Here is a 15,406-nt window from a genome sequence, read left to right on the forward strand (position 1 = left end):
TTAATGAAGCCCAAGCGTCTCAATCACCGCTGCAACCTGCTGGCGGGCCTCCCCTTGCAGGGTGTTCAGCGGTTGGGGCAAGCAGGGTGAGCTAACGCGACCGGTGAGTTCAGCAATAGTCGCCACTACCCGCAGGCTGCCGCCATATTCATTGTATAGCGCCCATAGCGGCGCTAAAGCGTCTGAGCGGGCTTGAGCCTGTTCGGCGTCTCCCGCTTGGGCGGCGCGGGTGAGCGCCAGCGCGAGTTCTGGGTAGAGCCCGCCAATCACCGAATACCACGCCTCGCTGCCTGCCAGCAGGCCCGTCGCGGCGGCGGGGTCGCCGCTGATACCGATGGTTACATCACTAGGAATCAGCGCCCGCAGCCTCGCCACGCGGGCTTTGGCGTCTTCCAGATTGTTGGGCACTGGCGGAATTTTAATCGAGCGCACCTGGGGCAACTCGGCAATGCGCCCGTGCAGCTCATCGCTGAACGTAAAGTGCGTGGTGCCGGGGTTGTCGTACACGCACAGCGGCACACTGATGGCCCGGCTGACGGTACTGAACAGGTTAAACACGTCGTCATCGGTCAGCTTTTGGTACGACACAGGCGCTAACAGCAGCCCACTCGCCCCGGCCTGCTGGGCATGCTCGGCATTGGCCAGCACATCGCGGGTGCGCAGCGCACCAATGCCTACCACCACCGGCACCCCCGCCGCACTCTCCACACTCAGCTTGGCCACCCGCGCCCGCTCTTGCACCCTTAAATAAGCGTAGCTGCCGGTAGAACCCAGCACGCCAATGGAATCCACCTGCGCCTGGGCCAAACGAGCCACTAGCTGGGTAAATTCCTGCTCGTTGATGCCCTGCTCATTCATGGGGGTTAACGGAAACGCACTCAGGCCGGTAAACATGGGGGTGTCCTTTTAGGTGGTTGTTTGCACGAGGCGGCTATTCAGCACTACTGCCCAAAGCTAAGGCCCAAGCGCAGCGCTTGTAGGCTATCGAGCTGTACCGTGACCTCATCAGAAAACAGCGGGTGGCCTTGCACGCGCACGTTGACCGCTGCCTGGGAGCCACGATACCCCACGGTAACGGCGATATTGGTGCTGTCGCTCACTGGGGCCAGCCAGTCGTACTCGACGTTATCCACGCTTACCGATGAAAGCCCACGGGCTTCTAACTGCTCCTCGACTTCCTTCTCGATCACCACTCCGTAGTAGACATAGAGTCCTGCGTAGCCCAGCCCCAGCAGTACCAGCAATGAAAAGAGCTTGCCCATTATTTGCCTCTGTTTGTGTCGTCGTGGCGCGTTGCCGCCACTATCAAACCTGGATGATGCCTGTTTTCTAGAAACAGCGGCAAGTGGAGCGTGGTGGTTTCGTATCCACAAATTCACACAATCTTTTCAGAAACACCACTTGAAAATAGGCGATAGCCTATATAGCTTATAAGCTATACCAGGGAGGGTGTTATGTGGTCGATTGAACAAACGCCAATTTTTGAAGAGTGGTTTTTCTCGCTTGACGATGCTGACCGTGAGAATGTGCTGGCCTCAGTACTATTGCTACAGGAACGCGGCCCAATGTTGTCTCGACCGCATGCCGATACAGTGAAAGGCTCGCAGTTTGCCAACATGAAAGAGTTGCGAATTCAAAGTTTTGGTCGACCGCTTAGAGCTTTTTTTGCGTTTGACCCGACTCGAACAGGCATCATTTTATGCGCTGGCGACAAGGGTGGGAACGACAAACGGTTTTACGATGAGATGATACCGGTAGCGGACCGTGAATACGCGGCGCATCTGGAAACGCTGAAGTGAGGTGAGCATCATGGCAAGAAAATTAGAAGACTTGCTGGCGCAGGAAAAGCCGGAGGTGGTAGCAGCGGCTAAGGCGAAAGCAGGCGATATGCTGCTTGACATTAGACTTGCCGAAATTCGGCTGCTGGCAGAAAAAACCCAAGCTGACATTGCCGATGCCATGGGCGTAAAACAACCAACGATTGCAGGACTTGAGAAGGTAGGCCAGGACATGCGCCTTAGCTCTCTAAAACGCTACGTCGAGGCACTGGGTGGCCGTGTTCGCGTTGATATTGAGCTACCCGACGGTAGCCATCACGGCTTCCCTGTCTGACTTTTGCCTCAATCTTTCATAACGTTATACAAACAGAGCGAGCCATTGCCCGCTCTGTTTTTTTGATACGGCTTCCCATCAGGCTGGCAAACTTGCGTGCTCCTCTTGGGCTTCTCGACAACCTCTCACGCTTTCCGCCAGCTCTTTCACCAGCCCATGCACCCGCGTCACGGCGTCATCACCGCTGCTGGCGTGTTCGATGCAATCTACCAGCGCAGAACCTACCACCACGGCGTCGCTGTAGCGGCCAATGGTAGCGGCCTGTTCGGCGGTGCGGATGCCAAAGCCCACCGCGATGGGCAGCGGCGTGTGTTCGCGCAGCTGATTAACGGCGCTTTCTAAACGCTCGGGCGTGGGGGCGCTGCCGCCCGTCACCCCCGCCACGGAAACGTAGTAGATAAACCCGGAGGCGTTGGCCAGCACTTTGGGAAGGCGCTTGGCATCGGTGGTGGGCGTAGCGAGGCGGATAAAATCGATGCCGTGCTGAGCGGCGGGCTGGCACAGCTCTTCGTCGTGTTCGGGCGGTAGATCTACCACGATCAGCCCGTCTACCCCGGCCTTGGCGGCATCGGTTAGAAAACGCTCGACGCCGTAGCAGTAAATCGGGTTGTAATAGCCCATCAGCACGATGGGGGTGGTGCTGTTCTGTTCACGGAACTGGCGCACCATTTCCAGCGTTTTGGCTTGGGTCTGGCCGTTTTCCAGCGCTCGCAGGGCGGCTTTTTGTATGGCGGGGCCATCGGCCATGGGGTCGCTGAACGGCATGCCGAGTTCGATGATGTCCACGCCTGCTTCCGGTAACCCGTGCAACAGTCGGCGGGAGGTCTCGGCGTCCGGGTCGCCTGCGGTGAGGTAACTGATCAGCGCCGGGCGGTTTTGCTTTTTGAGCGCGGTAAAGCAGTGTTCAAGACGAGAGATATTAGTCATGTCGTTCTCCTGTAGCGCGCTCATACGTTTTTCACTCCGAATTTATCGCCCAGGTGGTGGGCCACGCTCATCATGTCTTTATCGCCACGACCACTGAGGTTGACCACCATCAGGTGCTCGCGGGGAAGCGTTGGCGCGCGCTTAGCCACTTCGGCCAGAGCGTGGGCGGTTTCTAGCGCGGGGATGATGCCCTCTTGACGACAGCAGATTTGGAACGCTTCCAGCGCTTCGTCATCGGTGGCGGAAACGTACTCGACCCGCCCTTGCTCGTGCAGCCAAGCGTGTTCGGGGCCGATGCCGGGGTAGTCCAGCCCTGCGGAAATCGAGTGAGCGTCGATAATCTGACCATCTTCGTTTTGCAGCAGATAGGTGCGGTTGCCGTGCAGCACGCCGGGGGTGCCACCGTTAAGGCTGGCGGCGTGCAGGCCGCTGTTGACGCCTTTGCCGCCTGCTTCTACGCCCACCATGTGGACACTTTCATCATCAATAAACGGGTAAAACAGGCCCATAGCGTTGGAGCCGCCGCCCACACAGGCAATCAGCGAATCCGGCAAACGGCCCTGTTTTTCGAGCATTTGGGTGCGGGTTTCGTGGCCAATGACCGCTTGGAAATCGCGCACCATCGCTGGGTACGGGTGCGGGCCTGCCACGGTACCAATGATGTAGAAGGTGTCGTCGACGTTCGTGACCCAGTCGCGCAGCGCTTCGTTCATGGCGTCTTTCAGCGTGCCGGTGCCGGAAGTGACCGGCACGATCTCTGCGCCCAGCAGCTTCATGCGGAACACGTTGGGCTGCTGGCGTTCGATGTCGGTCGCGCCCATGTAAATCACGCAGGGCAAACCAAAGCGGGCCGCTACGGTAGCCGTCGCCACGCCGTGCATGCCCGCGCCGGTTTCCGCGATGATGCGCTTTTTGCCCATCTGCTTGGCCAGCAGCACCTGACCAATGCAGTTGTTAATCTTGTGCGCGCCGGTGTGGTTAAGCTCTTCACGCTTGAGATAAATGCTCGCGCCGCCGAAGTGCTCGGTGAGCCGCTCGGCAAAGTAGAGCGGGCTGGGGCGGCCTACGTAGTCGCCCTGAAAATAGGCGAGCTGGCGCTGAAACTCCGGGTCGTTTTTGGCGGTGGTGTACTCATCCTGCAGCTCAAGGATCAGCGGCATCAGGGTTTCAGCGACAAAGCGGCCACCGAAACTGCCAAACAGCCCGTTGGCATCGGGTAGGCTTAAAGGTTTGTTCATCACGACCTCTGCGTTTTGGGTGCGATTTAGGGTTGTGATGACGTTAGCGCAGGCAGGCGGGAAGAAAAATCGATAAGATGGCAATCACCTGTGAGTTTTACGCAACTATTTGAAGAGGCACCCATGCAACACAGCCTGCCGCCCTTAAGTGCTCTGCGCGCCTTTGAAGCCACCGCCCGGCTAGGCAGCGTGACCGCCGCCGCCGATGAGCTAAGCGTGACCCACGGCGCGGTAAGCCGCCAGCTTAAGAGCCTGGATGAGCATTTTGGCGTGGCGCTATTCACCAAAGCTGGGCGGGGGCTAGTGCTCACTCACCACGGTGAACGGTTGCAAAGCGGCGTGGGGGAAGCCTTCGCTAAACTCAGGGATAGTTGCACCCGGCTCAAGCATGAGGTGGAAGAAGCGCCGTTTACCCTGGCCTGCCCCGGCAGCCTGCTGGCCCGCTGGCTGATTCCCCGTTTAGACCGCTTAAACCAGGCGCTGCCGGAGCTAAAACTTCAGGTAGTAGTGAGCGATTCTGAGCAGCCCGGCCAGCCGGAGACCAGCGCAACACTGGCCTTTTTCGAGCCACCTTGGCCTGACGAGGGCGAGCTAATTGCACTGATGTCTGAGGAAATCTGCGCCGTGGCCAGCCCACGTTTGGCGGATGCGTGCCATACCTCTCATCCCGCATCGCTGTTTACCAACAAACTGCTTTATACCGCCTCACGCCCCCAAGCGTGGCCCCAGTGGGCAGACGCCCAAGGGCTGGAAACCGCCGCATTGAAAACAGCCCTCCAACAGGGCCAAGGCTTTGCGCACCTGTACTACCTCATAGAAGCTGCCGTTGCGGGCCTGGGGGTCGCCATCGCCCCGAAACTACTCGTAGAAGATGATCTCAAAAACGGACGGCTTGTCGCCCCTTGGGGCAGCATCGAAACCCCGGCACAGCTCTGCCTGTGGCTGCCCAAACACGCCAACGCTCGCCGTAGCGATGCGCTGGCCAACTGGCTTAAGGAAAAACTGAAGGCATAGCAACCACGCAAACTCCCCAGCGTGTCGGTTAAGACGCTCGGATTATGCAAAGGCGGTGTGCTGGAAGCTTTCGCGCCTGACCACCTTGACCTGCCATGCCTGAAGCGGCGGGCACGCTGCTTGCCAGTCCACCTCGGGGAGCCTGAACGCAAGATAATCCAGCGCCACTGCCGTTGCGATGTCACCCAGGGTGAGCGATTCGGTTAGCTGGTTTTCGTGAAGCTCTTCGCCAAGCCGCTTTATTAGCCGTTGAATAGCACGCTGGCGCCTTAAACCGAGTTCGCTTTGATCGATTTCAGGGCCGTAATGTTTTCGCGCGATCACCGTAGTGAAGGCGGCATCCATCAGGTTCTGCGCCAGCCCCGCTAGGTGCAGCACATCGCCGCGCTGGGCATCAGGGATAATCGGCGTATTTGGGTATTGCGCGTCCAGATACATCGCGATCAGCAGCGATTCGCTAAGTGCGGTGCCGTTATGGGTGATCAGCACGGGAATTCGACCCGCAGGGTTAACGGCCAGCAGCGCGGGGTCGTCTACCCAGGGGTCGCACCAGCGCAGCGTTACGTCACCAGCTAGGCCTTTTTCCAGCAGGATGATGCGCGCCATGCGGGCATAGGGGGATGTAGCGTTTAGAAAGAGTTCCATAACTGCCTCAGTCAGTTGACCTTTAACGCTGACCCTACCGCTGATGTGGTTCAGAAGCTACCGGCTAGGCAATCACCCGCGCTGATCTTTGCGTTCACTCTTAAGTGCGCCGCTATTTATCTGCTCTACTCCTGCCCTGCGCTAGTGGACTTGATTAAACCCACTGTGCCGTTCGCGAGCGAGAATATCATCAGCATCCAAGGTAGCGATGGGCACCTCTTGATGACTGGGAATATCCCCCGTTAACTGAAGCGCTTGGTAGCGCAGTGCGCACACGCGCAGGAAGGAGGTGAAGTTTCCCAAATCGTGCCCCGCATCAATCGATTCATGATAGAGACGCGTAATCATCTGGGCAGTGTTCATACCATCCCGCTGGGCAATCTGTTCGAGGATGTGCCAGAAGTAATTCTCCATTCTCACGCTTGTTACCATGCCATCGATACGTAGCGAATGCGTTGCGCTGCGCCACAGCTCGGGATCGGCTTTAATAAACAGTTTACACATGAGGATTCTCTTTACGTTCAGGCCTCATCTCAGGATAGCGGGCATCATGAAAGGCGCCCAGCAAACGTCTGGGCGCGACTATCAAACGACGCCCACCCTTGATGCCTACTTATTCAACAATGCCATGAACTGTGCGAGCCACGCCGGGTGAGCAGGCCAAGCTGGCGCTGTTACCAAGTTGCCATCGGTAACGGCATCGGTCACTTCTAGGTTGGCGAAGTGGCCCCCTGCCAGCTCCACTTCCGGCTGGCAAGCTGGGTAGGCGGAGCACTGCCGGCCTTCCAGCACCTTAGCCGCGGCTAATAGCTGAGCACCGTGGCAAATGGCGGCGACAGGTTTGTTCGTCTCAAAAAAGTGCTGAACCATGGTGAGCACGTCTTTATTCAAGCGCAGGTATTCTGGCGCACGACCACCCGGCACCACCAGGGCGTCGTAGTCGGCAGGGTTGATGCTGGCGAAATCAGCATTGAGAGCGAAGCGGTGGCCGGGCTTTTCAGAATAAGTTTGGTCCCCTTCGAAGTCGTGGATGGCGGTGGCCACCGTCTCCCCCGAGGCTTTTCCAGGGCATACCGCATCAACACGATGCCCGACCGCCATCAGTGCCTGAAAAGGCACCATGGTTTCATAATCCTCGGTGTAGTCGCCGGTAATCATTAAAATTTGTTTACTGCTCATCTCTATGCTCCTTATCGTTATTTATTGAGTCACTGAGCACACGCAGAGCGTGTAGAGCTAAAATTAGCAAGAAGCTTTAACAGGTGGGTATTAGCCCCTTACTACAGCGTCATTACCGACGATTTGGCCTAGTTTCACACGTGCCGATTCAGCCAATAAGCTCCTTAATGGGGCGCTTACCATCTAACAGCAGGAACTCTTGATTCACCACATTGGGGGTTTGCACCACATGCAGCAGCGCATGGGCGACATTGGCCCGTGAAATCTGGTTATCGCCTGCTTCATCAACAGTGCTAGCAAACTCGCGGCTTGCGGGTTCATCCGTTAAACGCCCTGGCTTCAGAATCACATAGGGAATTTTACTGTTCGCTAGATGGGCATCGGCGGCAAATTTCGCCGCCATATAGGGGCGCATTTTTTCAGGCGCTTCCAGCGGTTTTTCAGAGCGCATCGCGCTAATCATGATGTAGCGGGAAAGGCCTTTTTGATAGGCGATATCAGCAGCGCGAATAGCCCCGTATAAATCAATCATCAGCGTTTTATCAGGCCCGGTGTGAGGGCCTGAGCCCGCGGTGAAGACAACCTGGTCGCAGCCTTCAAAAGCGTGCTCAAGCTCGCCCTCTAAGTCGGCAATCACGGTTTCGATGCCGCGCTCTTCAAACCACGGCGCCTGCTTTTTGCTGCGGATCATCGCCTTAACAGGCGTGCCCGCCTGCTGGGCCAATTCGCAAAAATGTTTACCAATTTGTCCATTGGCTCCAATCACTAACGTTGTCATAACGACTCCTTGTGAATGTCACTCTTGAATGTCTTTCTTGCATGCTTCATTTGAACAAGACACTGGCTAGATAGTGGCCTGCTACGCGCATATTGACTAATGGCTTACCTACCCATGGTGTATCTACCATGAGTGTAGACACATCGACGAAATTCAACCCTTGACCGGGTTGCTAGGCGCTATGGTGTGTCTCAAAAACAGCGGTGATACCCGTGCTTATACTTGACATCCTCCGACCACTAAATCAGAGATGGTAGTGGCGGATTCCCAGGTTGTTGCCTTCCTGGTTCCTGCTTCGCTGTCCGTTGCCATCAATGCCTTGGCACTGCCGGTCTTACACAAACTTCACAGGCGTCAATTCCCGAGTGCCCCTCGGTAGTTACTTCAACGCTCGGCACCGGCTAATAGCGCGGTGCCTGCTTGTAGGATGTTGCGGGCGGCGTTGAGGTCACGGTCAATGCCTTCGGTGCCGCAATCTGGGCAGTCCCAGGTGCGCACATCAAGCGGTAGTGAATCCATCACAAAGCCACAGCCATGGCAGCGTTTGCTGCTGGGGTAAAAACGGTCGATCTGGACGAACTGGCGTCCTGCCCACGCCGCTTTGTACTCAAGCTGGCGCACCAGCTCCCCCCAGCCAACATCGCTGATGGCTTTAGAGAGATGGCGATTTTTGACCATGTTCTTCACCTGCAAGCTCTCCGCTGCGATCACTTGGTTCTCGTTAACGATCTGACGGGTGAGTTTATGCAGGTGGTCACGTCGCGTGTCAGCGATCTTGGCGTGACAGCGAGCGACCTTTAACCGTGCCTTGGCACGGTTGTTGGAGCCTTTTTGCTTACGGCTGAGTTGGCGCTGCGCCCGCGCCAGTTTCCTCTCATAACGTGCCGTATGGCGCGGGTTATTAACCCGTTGACCCTCGCTGGTCACGAACAGGTCTTTCAGCCCCAGGTCGATACCAACCATCTTCGGTGTGATCGGCAGCGCCTCAGTATCTACCTTGCACAGACAGCTAATGAAGTAGCGGCCTGCTGCGTCCTTTGACACGGTGACGGTGCTAGGCGCTGACGGTAGCTCGCGGCTCCAGCGAATGTTCAGCGGCTCACGGCACTTGGCGAGCGTGATCTGACCATCACGGTACGAAAATGCCGAACTGGCAAAGGTGGCTGACTGCCGGTGCTTCTTGGATTTAAAGTTGGGATACCGCGCCCGCTTAGCAAAGAAATTCTTGAAAGCGGTTTGTTGGTGGCGCAGACATTGTTGCAGTGGCACCGAACTGACCTCGGCTAAAAAGACCGTATCCGGCTGCTTTTTCAACTGGGTGAGAAACGCGCTGGCGTCGGTGTAACCGATCTTTTCCTGGCGCTGATAGAACGCATCGGTGCGGTAGCGCAGCACCGCGTTCCAGACAAACCGCACGCACCCAAACGTCCGCGCCAGCAAGGTTGCCTGCTCGGGCGTGGGATAGAAGCGGTATTGGTAGGCGCGTTCGGTTTTCATACCCTACAGATTAGGTATATTTATGTAAGGCTGCAAGGTATAGGGCGCCCTAGCGGACGCCGCGCTATCCATCTCCACCCAATGCGGTCGCTTGGATGGAGTATTCCGCGCTTTTCGATAAAACGCCCAAAAATGTCCTTTTTGGCATTCTACTGTGAGGGCATGTAGGATAATTGAACAACCATTCAATTAAGGAACCTCTATGCCACGTCATCCGTTGATTACCGCTATATCGCTAGGTCTTTTCGCTGGTGCTGCCACGTCCTCTGCGCTGGCTGAAACAACACCGCTGGAGCAGCAGCTAAAAGATCTCGAGTCGTTCCAGGTGATTGCCCATCGTGGCGCCAGCGGCCATGCACCGGAAAGCACGATGGCCGCCTACGAGCTGGCCCATGAGTGGGGTGCCGATTACCTAGAGTTGGATGTTCAAATCACTGCCGACGGTGAGCTAGTGGTATTTCATGATGATGCCATTGATCGCACCAGCACCGGTGAGGGCAAGATTAATGACCACACACTGGAAGAACTAAAAGCGCTGGACACTGGCGCTTGGTTCAATGAAGCCAATGCTGATCGGGCAAACGCCGACTTTGAAGGCGCCCAAATGCTTACGTTAAACGAACTGTTTGAGCGTTTTGGCCATGATGCACGGTATTACATTGAAACCAAATCACCGCAGTTAAACCCCGGTTTGGAAGAAGCCCTGGTTGAAGTGTTAGAAGCCCACGATATGATTGAAACGGGCCGCGTGCTGGTTCAGTCATTCGAGCAAGATAGTCTGCTTAAAATGCGCGAGCTAAACGAGAACGTACCGCTTATCCAACTGGTGTGGTACTACACCAGCGAAGAGGATGATTCATCGCTACAAGAGTGGACAGACGTAACGCCGGGGCCAGCCGAGATAACTGATGAAGACTTCCAGGCCGTCGCTGAATACGCTGTCGGGATTGGCACTAACGTGACCTATGATGGCAATGATGTCATAGACGCAGACTTTATCCGCCAAGCACAGGCCAATGGATTACCGGTTCATATTTACACGATCAACGAGACCGACGAGATGCAGCGCTTGCTAGACTGGGGCGTAAACGGGCTGTTTACTGACTACCCTGACCGCCTGCTTGAACTTATCCAGTAAGCCTGTGTGGTAGAGTGATAAAGCGCTCGGCCTTTGCCGGGCGCTTTCGTTATGCAGGCTTCATGTCATGTAACAATGATACGTTTTGTGTATCGGTCAATGCCCTACCGATACTGTAGTGTTGCTAGGTATAACAGGTTACGTCGGCCTAATTATTTTGTAGTTTCCGTCAATAAAAAATACCGATAAGCTCCTCACTTAAGGACTTTTGAAATAGCGGCTGCAAAGGAGAAACGTCATTTACGCATTTACATCTTCCGTGTGGGCAAAGCCTGCAGCGTGCAAGGCTTGGCGTTTAACGGGCAATGACTAGACGCTCCGCGCCGTTCTGCTTTTTTAGTGCTACACGCAAGCCGTTTGCTTGGGTCACCATCTGCCTGATGCTTGCGCTGGTTCCAGGGGTTACACAAGCCCAGTCGGTCGCCGATGAAAGCGTGATTGTATTAGTGGCACACCCCGACGTTCCCACCCGCTGGCTAACGCGGGACACCACTCGCGCGATATTCGCCATGCGCCAACGCTCTTGGCCAGATGGCCAAGCCGTACAGGTGTTTGTGCTACCCAACCGCGACCCCGCCCATCTACGCTTTACCAAAGAGCAGCTCGCTGTTTACCCTCATCAGCTTCAATTGGCCTGGGATCGCGTGGTGTTTTCTGGCAGGGGGCAAGCACCCAACCGGGTGAGCAACCTGACTGAAATGCACGAAAAAGTTGCCAATACGCCCGGTGCGCTGGGATACCTTGAAAGGGAGTACCTGGATGAAAGCGTCCAAGTCATTTCAATGGAGTGATCGCAAATTCGCCAAAACGCTGATGGCGTGCTTTGTGTCGTTAACGCCCCCAGCGGCCAGCCTGGCCGATGAGCGCCTACTGGATACGCTGCAGGTGCACGGCTTTCTGAGCCAGGCGCTTATCGTCACCGACGAGAACAATTTTTTTGGCCCCAGCAGTCACGATGCGGGTAGCGTAGAGTTTACCGAGCTTGGGGTTAACGCCTCGCTTCGCCCTCATCAAAATGTACTGGTTGCGGCCCAGTTACTAAGCCGCCGGGCAGGCGGTGACGCCAGCGATGCGCGCCCCACGTTAGACTATGGCGTGATTGATTATCAGATGGTCTCGAACCAAGCGCGTACGCTGGGCGTACAGGCGGGCAGGTTCAAAAACCCGTTTGGGCTTTACAATCAAACCCGTGACGTGGCCTTTACACGGCCAAGCATCTTACTGCCTCAATCGATCTATTTTGACCGCACCCGGGCGCTGGGGCTGGCCGCCGATGGCGTTAATGTTTATCTGGAGGAGCGCCTGCCATCAGGGACGCTGCGACTCGTTAGCGGCGTTGGCCAACCACAAACAGGTTCCCTGCTCGCTAAACAGCTATTTGGTGATACTGACGCTCACGTCTCCTCGTCATCGCTATCGGCGATTTCTCAGCTTTTATACGAAGACCAGAACGGTAAGTTTCTTGCTGCCTTAAGCGCTGCCAACGTGAAGCTAGACGCTGACTTAGCAGGCAATGCTGCAGACTTTAGTTTTCAGCCCTGGATTGCCTCGTTGCAATACAACGAAGAGCTATGGAGCCTGACGGCTGAGTTCGCTCTAAGAAAACAGTCCCTCGAAGGCGACCACTTGCCGCGAGATTTGGACATCACCGGCCATAGTTGGTACGTGCAGTATCAGCGTCGCCTGACCCCCAGCTGGAGCTGGCTGGTAAGGTACGACAGCCTCGTGAACAATATCGATGACCGTTCAGGCCGCAAATACGAACAAAGCGGCTTTGGCCCAGCCCACTCGCAGTTTGCAGATGATCTAACCCTTGGCCTTCAGTGGACACCTAATGCCCGCTGGATGCTTGCAGGGGAGTACCACCACGTTAATGGTACCGGCTGGCTACCAACCCAAGATAACCCTGACACCTCAGCTACTCGCCAGCACTGGAACATGCTGCTCTTTCAGCTTTCGCTGCGTTTTTAACGCGGCAAGACACCGGAGCGTCCGTGATGAAAGCGTTTGCGAATGTACGAGCACGACAACGGCTTAGCTTAACTTGGCGCGTCACGGCGCTGAGTAGCCTGCTGCTGCTGGTGCTAGTGGCGCTTTCCACATGGCTGGGACATCACTATTTAACCCAGCAGTTTGAAAACAATCGCTTTTCACATCACGAGCGCCAACAGCGTGAAGTGCGCTTGGCGATGCAGCGCTCTGCCGACAATTTGCGCCAACTAGCGGGCTTAACAGCCGCTGCGCCTGATTTGGCTGAAGCATTGGCCCGCCGCAGCGACTCCGCATTAGAGACCGCTCTGAATGCTCGCTGGCCATCCTTACAGCTTGAAGCTGGGGTCGACGAAGTGTTTGTGTTCGATGCCCAAGGGCGGCTGGCCGGCCATTCAGGAACCAGCACCTCCCCTGCCGACCTCCCCTTAGAAAGCTGGATAGGTGAAGTATTAGCCACCGATTCACCCATCAACACACTGCGCTGCGCCAACGACTGCCAACAGTTTGCGGCGGTGCCTATGCTAATGGAAGGCGAAAGTATTGGCACCGTGGTGCTCTCACGCTCGCTAGCGGATGTCACTCGCCAGGCGAAAGAGGTCTCAGGCAGCGAAATTGCACTGCTGGTCATTGGAGATAGCGAGATTGCAGGAATCTTAGAAGAGCGCCGTTTACAAGACTGGAATGGCCATCTAGTCGCGCTGACTAATCGCGAACCTACCCTGTCACTCCTGCAAACTGTCTCGGCTGAAACACCTATTCATGCCCTAACGAATACGCCTTTCAAGGCTGAGTATGCTAACCGCCACTTAGAACTTGGCGCGATTTATATGGAAGATGACGCAGATTGGCGTAGCACTAGCTACTTCCTGCTTATCTCCGATATCACGTCTCAGGTGGCTGCGATTACTTCAGCCACAAATACACTGCTTTTTGTTGGGGTAATGGGCTGGCTGGCGGCCCAGCTACTGCTTTTAATTATTTTATTGGGGCCGATGGCGCGGCTGCGACGCGTTGCCGGCCTACTTCCTGCACTAGCCAATGGCCAATTTAGCCGTGTCACCGCTAAGTTGCCTCGCTCAACGCCGCGCCTTTCCAATGAAATTGATGTGTTGGAGCACTCTACCCGCGAGCTCGCGTATCAGCTTGAATCTCTAGAAAACGCGGTACAAGAGCGTAGCAACCAACTCGCAGAGCGCATTGAGGAACTTGCTACCGAGCGCGACTTCATCAGCAGCCTCTTAGATACCGCGCGGGTATTTATCGTTGTACAAAACGCTGCCGGTCGCATCCAGCTGGTGAACGACTACACGCGGGAGGGGCTCGGCCTTAAGGATAGCGATTTGCTCGGTCGCCACTTTCTGGATATTTTTGATCAGCACGACCCGTTGGCTCTCAGCCGCCGCACATCATCACAGGCGGAGAGTAGCGAAACAGCTCCCCTTGAAACGCCATTGGATGCTCCCAGCCAGGAAGAGAAAACGTTTCACACGGTAGATAATCGTCTGTACACCGTCGTTTGGTACCATGCCCCTCTAGCCGACAACCATAGCGGCTGCGCTGCCCGTATATCGGTTGGGTTAGATATCACCGAACGCAAAGCGGCCGAGTCGCGATTAACATGGCTGGCCGAACACGACCCGTTAACGGAGCTGTTCAACCGCCGCTACTTCCAAGATGCGCTGCTTAACGCACTTTCACGCCGCAGTGAGGGTGCCATTTTGCTACTGGATCTTAACCAGTTTAAAGACGTGAATGAGCTTAGCGGCCACCATATTGGTGATCAGCTGCTCTGCAAGGTAGCGGAGACGCTATATGCTAATTTAGGCCAACGTAGCACTATTGCCCGCTTAGGCGGAGATGAGTTTGCACTGCTACTAGAGAGTGTTAACAGCCAGCAAGCTATCCATATTGCCGAATATATCACCCAGCTGTTAGATGCTATTAGCTTTGTCAGTGCAGGCAGAAAACATCATATCTCTGCCAGCATAGGTATCGCCCTGTTCCCAAGCCATGGGCAAACTCCAGCAGACCTGCTCGCCAGTGCCGATATGGCGATGTACAAAGCGAAAGAGCGCGGCCAGCCTCACTGGTTCCTGCACTCCCAGGAGGCCAATGCTAAAGACGAACTCCAAGAGCGTGTTTATTGGGTAGAGCAGCTGCACAGCGCGCTAGAAACAGACAGTTTTGAATTAATGGCGCAGCCCATTGTTCGACTGCAGGATCGCGATATCAAACATTACGAAGTGTTGCTACGGATGCGAAACCCTGACGGCAGCTTAATCTCGCCCGACCATTTTATACCTATCGCAGAACAGAGCGGCTTAATCGTTCAGGTTGACCACTGGGTAATTAAACACAGCCTGCAGGCACTTAAAACGCTACAAGAGCGCGGCATTTCGCTCGCGGTCAACTTATCTGGACAATCACTGCATGATTTAGGCTTAAGACAGTTCCTAATGGAAGAGTTACGCAGCAGTGGCGCAGACCCGCACCACCTGATTTTAGAAGTCACCGAAACGGCCGCGATTACCGACTTTTCCACGGCACGTAATGTACTGCAAAGCCTTCGCGATTTAGGCTGCCGCACTGCGCTGGATGATTTTGGCATCGGCTTTAGCAGTTTCCATTACCTGGGCCAGCTACCCGTTGATTACATAAAAATAGACGGTTCGTTCATTCGTAGCCTGCTGACTAACCCCGATAGCCACACCATTGTGAAAGCGATAGCAGACATCGCAAAAGGTTTTGGAAAGCAGGCTATTGCTGAGTATGTTGACCAGGAAGCATTAACAACTATTATTCAAGAGTACGGCATCACGTATGGACAGGGCTTCCACTTGGGTAAGCCTAAGAGGTTAGTGCAACTGCTAAAGGAATAACGTCGCC

Annotated in this window: 16 protein-coding genes; 7 read left to right on the top strand and 9 right to left on the bottom strand. The window is 55.5% G+C overall.

Features of this window, described 5'->3' with window-relative positions; all coding sequences use genetic code 11:
- Together LG301_RS11500 and LG301_RS11505 are read right to left on the bottom strand one after the other, a co-directional pair.
- Positions 1-894 (bottom strand): dihydrodipicolinate synthase family protein, encoded by an 894-nt coding sequence (locus tag LG301_RS11500; protein WP_404471296.1) that lies wholly within the window; start codon positions 892-894, stop codon positions 1-3.
- A gap of 47 nt (positions 895-941) precedes the next feature.
- On the bottom strand, positions 942-1,262 hold the full coding sequence (locus LG301_RS11505) for a hypothetical protein (protein ID WP_404471297.1): 321 nt from the start codon (positions 1,260-1,262) through the stop codon (positions 942-944).
- A gap of 192 nt (positions 1,263-1,454) precedes the next feature.
- Between LG301_RS11505 and LG301_RS11510 the strand changes: the two genes are divergently transcribed.
- Both LG301_RS11510 and LG301_RS11515 read left to right on the top strand, forming a co-directional pair.
- Positions 1,455-1,799 carry a type II toxin-antitoxin system RelE/ParE family toxin gene (locus LG301_RS11510; RefSeq protein WP_404463500.1) on the top strand — a complete coding sequence of 115 codons (345 nt, stop codon included), beginning with the start codon at positions 1,455-1,457 and terminating at the stop codon, positions 1,797-1,799.
- A gap of 10 nt (positions 1,800-1,809) precedes the next feature.
- Positions 1,810-2,112, top strand: a complete 303-nt coding sequence (locus LG301_RS11515) for a helix-turn-helix transcriptional regulator (RefSeq protein ID WP_188639313.1) — start codon at positions 1,810-1,812, stop codon at positions 2,110-2,112.
- Between the two features lie 78 nt (positions 2,113-2,190).
- On the opposite strand, the gene trpA is transcribed toward LG301_RS11515, so the two are convergent.
- Both trpA and trpB read right to left on the bottom strand, forming a co-directional pair.
- Positions 2,191-3,039 carry a tryptophan synthase subunit alpha gene (gene trpA / locus LG301_RS11520; RefSeq protein WP_404471298.1) on the bottom strand — a complete coding sequence of 283 codons (849 nt, stop codon included), beginning with the start codon at positions 3,037-3,039 and terminating at the stop codon, positions 2,191-2,193.
- Positions 3,040-3,059: 20 nt separating this feature from the next.
- Positions 3,060-4,277, bottom strand: a complete 1,218-nt coding sequence (gene trpB, locus LG301_RS11525) for a tryptophan synthase subunit beta (RefSeq protein WP_404342792.1) — start codon at positions 4,275-4,277, stop codon at positions 3,060-3,062.
- Positions 4,278-4,400: 123 nt separating this feature from the next.
- On the opposite strand from trpB, the gene LG301_RS11530 reads away from it, so the two are divergent.
- A complete protein-coding gene (locus LG301_RS11530) occupies positions 4,401-5,291 on the top strand; it encodes a LysR family transcriptional regulator (RefSeq protein WP_404471299.1) in 891 nt (296 codons plus the stop codon).
- Between the two features lie 42 nt (positions 5,292-5,333).
- Here the strand turns inward: LG301_RS11530 and LG301_RS11535 are convergent, their stop codons facing one another.
- The 5 genes from LG301_RS11535 to LG301_RS11555 form a co-directional block, all read right to left on the bottom strand.
- Positions 5,334-5,936: a glutathione S-transferase family protein gene (locus LG301_RS11535; RefSeq protein ID WP_404471300.1), complete on the bottom strand. Its 603-nt coding sequence runs from the start codon at positions 5,934-5,936 to the stop codon at positions 5,334-5,336.
- A gap of 141 nt (positions 5,937-6,077) precedes the next feature.
- Positions 6,078-6,440 carry a ribbon-helix-helix domain-containing protein gene (locus LG301_RS11540; protein ID WP_404471301.1) on the bottom strand — a complete coding sequence of 121 codons (363 nt, stop codon included), beginning with the start codon at positions 6,438-6,440 and terminating at the stop codon, positions 6,078-6,080.
- A gap of 105 nt (positions 6,441-6,545) precedes the next feature.
- Positions 6,546-7,115, bottom strand: a complete 570-nt coding sequence (locus tag LG301_RS11545; protein WP_404471302.1) for a DJ-1/PfpI family protein — start codon at positions 7,113-7,115, stop codon at positions 6,546-6,548.
- 148 nt (positions 7,116-7,263) lie between these two features.
- Positions 7,264-7,893, bottom strand: a complete 630-nt coding sequence (locus tag LG301_RS11550) for an SDR family oxidoreductase (RefSeq protein WP_404471303.1) — start codon at positions 7,891-7,893, stop codon at positions 7,264-7,266.
- A gap of 384 nt (positions 7,894-8,277) precedes the next feature.
- Positions 8,278-9,390, bottom strand: a complete 1,113-nt coding sequence (locus LG301_RS11555; protein ID WP_404471304.1) for an RNA-guided endonuclease InsQ/TnpB family protein — start codon at positions 9,388-9,390, stop codon at positions 8,278-8,280.
- 202 nt (positions 9,391-9,592) lie between these two features.
- Here LG301_RS11555 and LG301_RS11560 point away from each other — a divergent pair, with 202 nt between their 5' ends.
- The 4 genes from LG301_RS11560 (at position 9,593) to LG301_RS11575 (ending at position 15,399) form a co-directional block, all read left to right on the top strand.
- On the top strand, positions 9,593-10,528 hold the full coding sequence (locus tag LG301_RS11560; RefSeq protein ID WP_404471305.1) for a glycerophosphodiester phosphodiesterase: 936 nt from the start codon (positions 9,593-9,595) through the stop codon (positions 10,526-10,528).
- A 380-nt stretch (positions 10,529-10,908) separates the two neighbouring features.
- On the top strand, positions 10,909-11,319 hold the full coding sequence (locus LG301_RS11565; RefSeq protein WP_404475242.1) for a hypothetical protein: 411 nt from the start codon (positions 10,909-10,911) through the stop codon (positions 11,317-11,319).
- Positions 11,288-12,499 carry a hypothetical protein gene (locus LG301_RS11570; RefSeq protein ID WP_404471306.1) on the top strand — a complete coding sequence of 404 codons (1,212 nt, stop codon included), beginning with the start codon at positions 11,288-11,290 and terminating at the stop codon, positions 12,497-12,499. The genes LG301_RS11565 and LG301_RS11570 overlap by 32 nt, the downstream gene beginning before the upstream one ends.
- Before the next feature lie 26 nt (positions 12,500-12,525).
- A complete protein-coding gene (locus LG301_RS11575; protein WP_404475244.1) occupies positions 12,526-15,399 on the top strand; it encodes an EAL domain-containing protein in 2,874 nt (957 codons plus the stop codon).
- Positions 15,400-15,406 lie beyond the last annotated feature (7 nt).

This window comes from Vreelandella venusta (genome assembly GCF_044809155.1).
In the GTDB taxonomy this organism is placed as follows: Bacteria; Pseudomonadota; Gammaproteobacteria; order Pseudomonadales; family Halomonadaceae; genus Vreelandella; species Vreelandella venusta_B.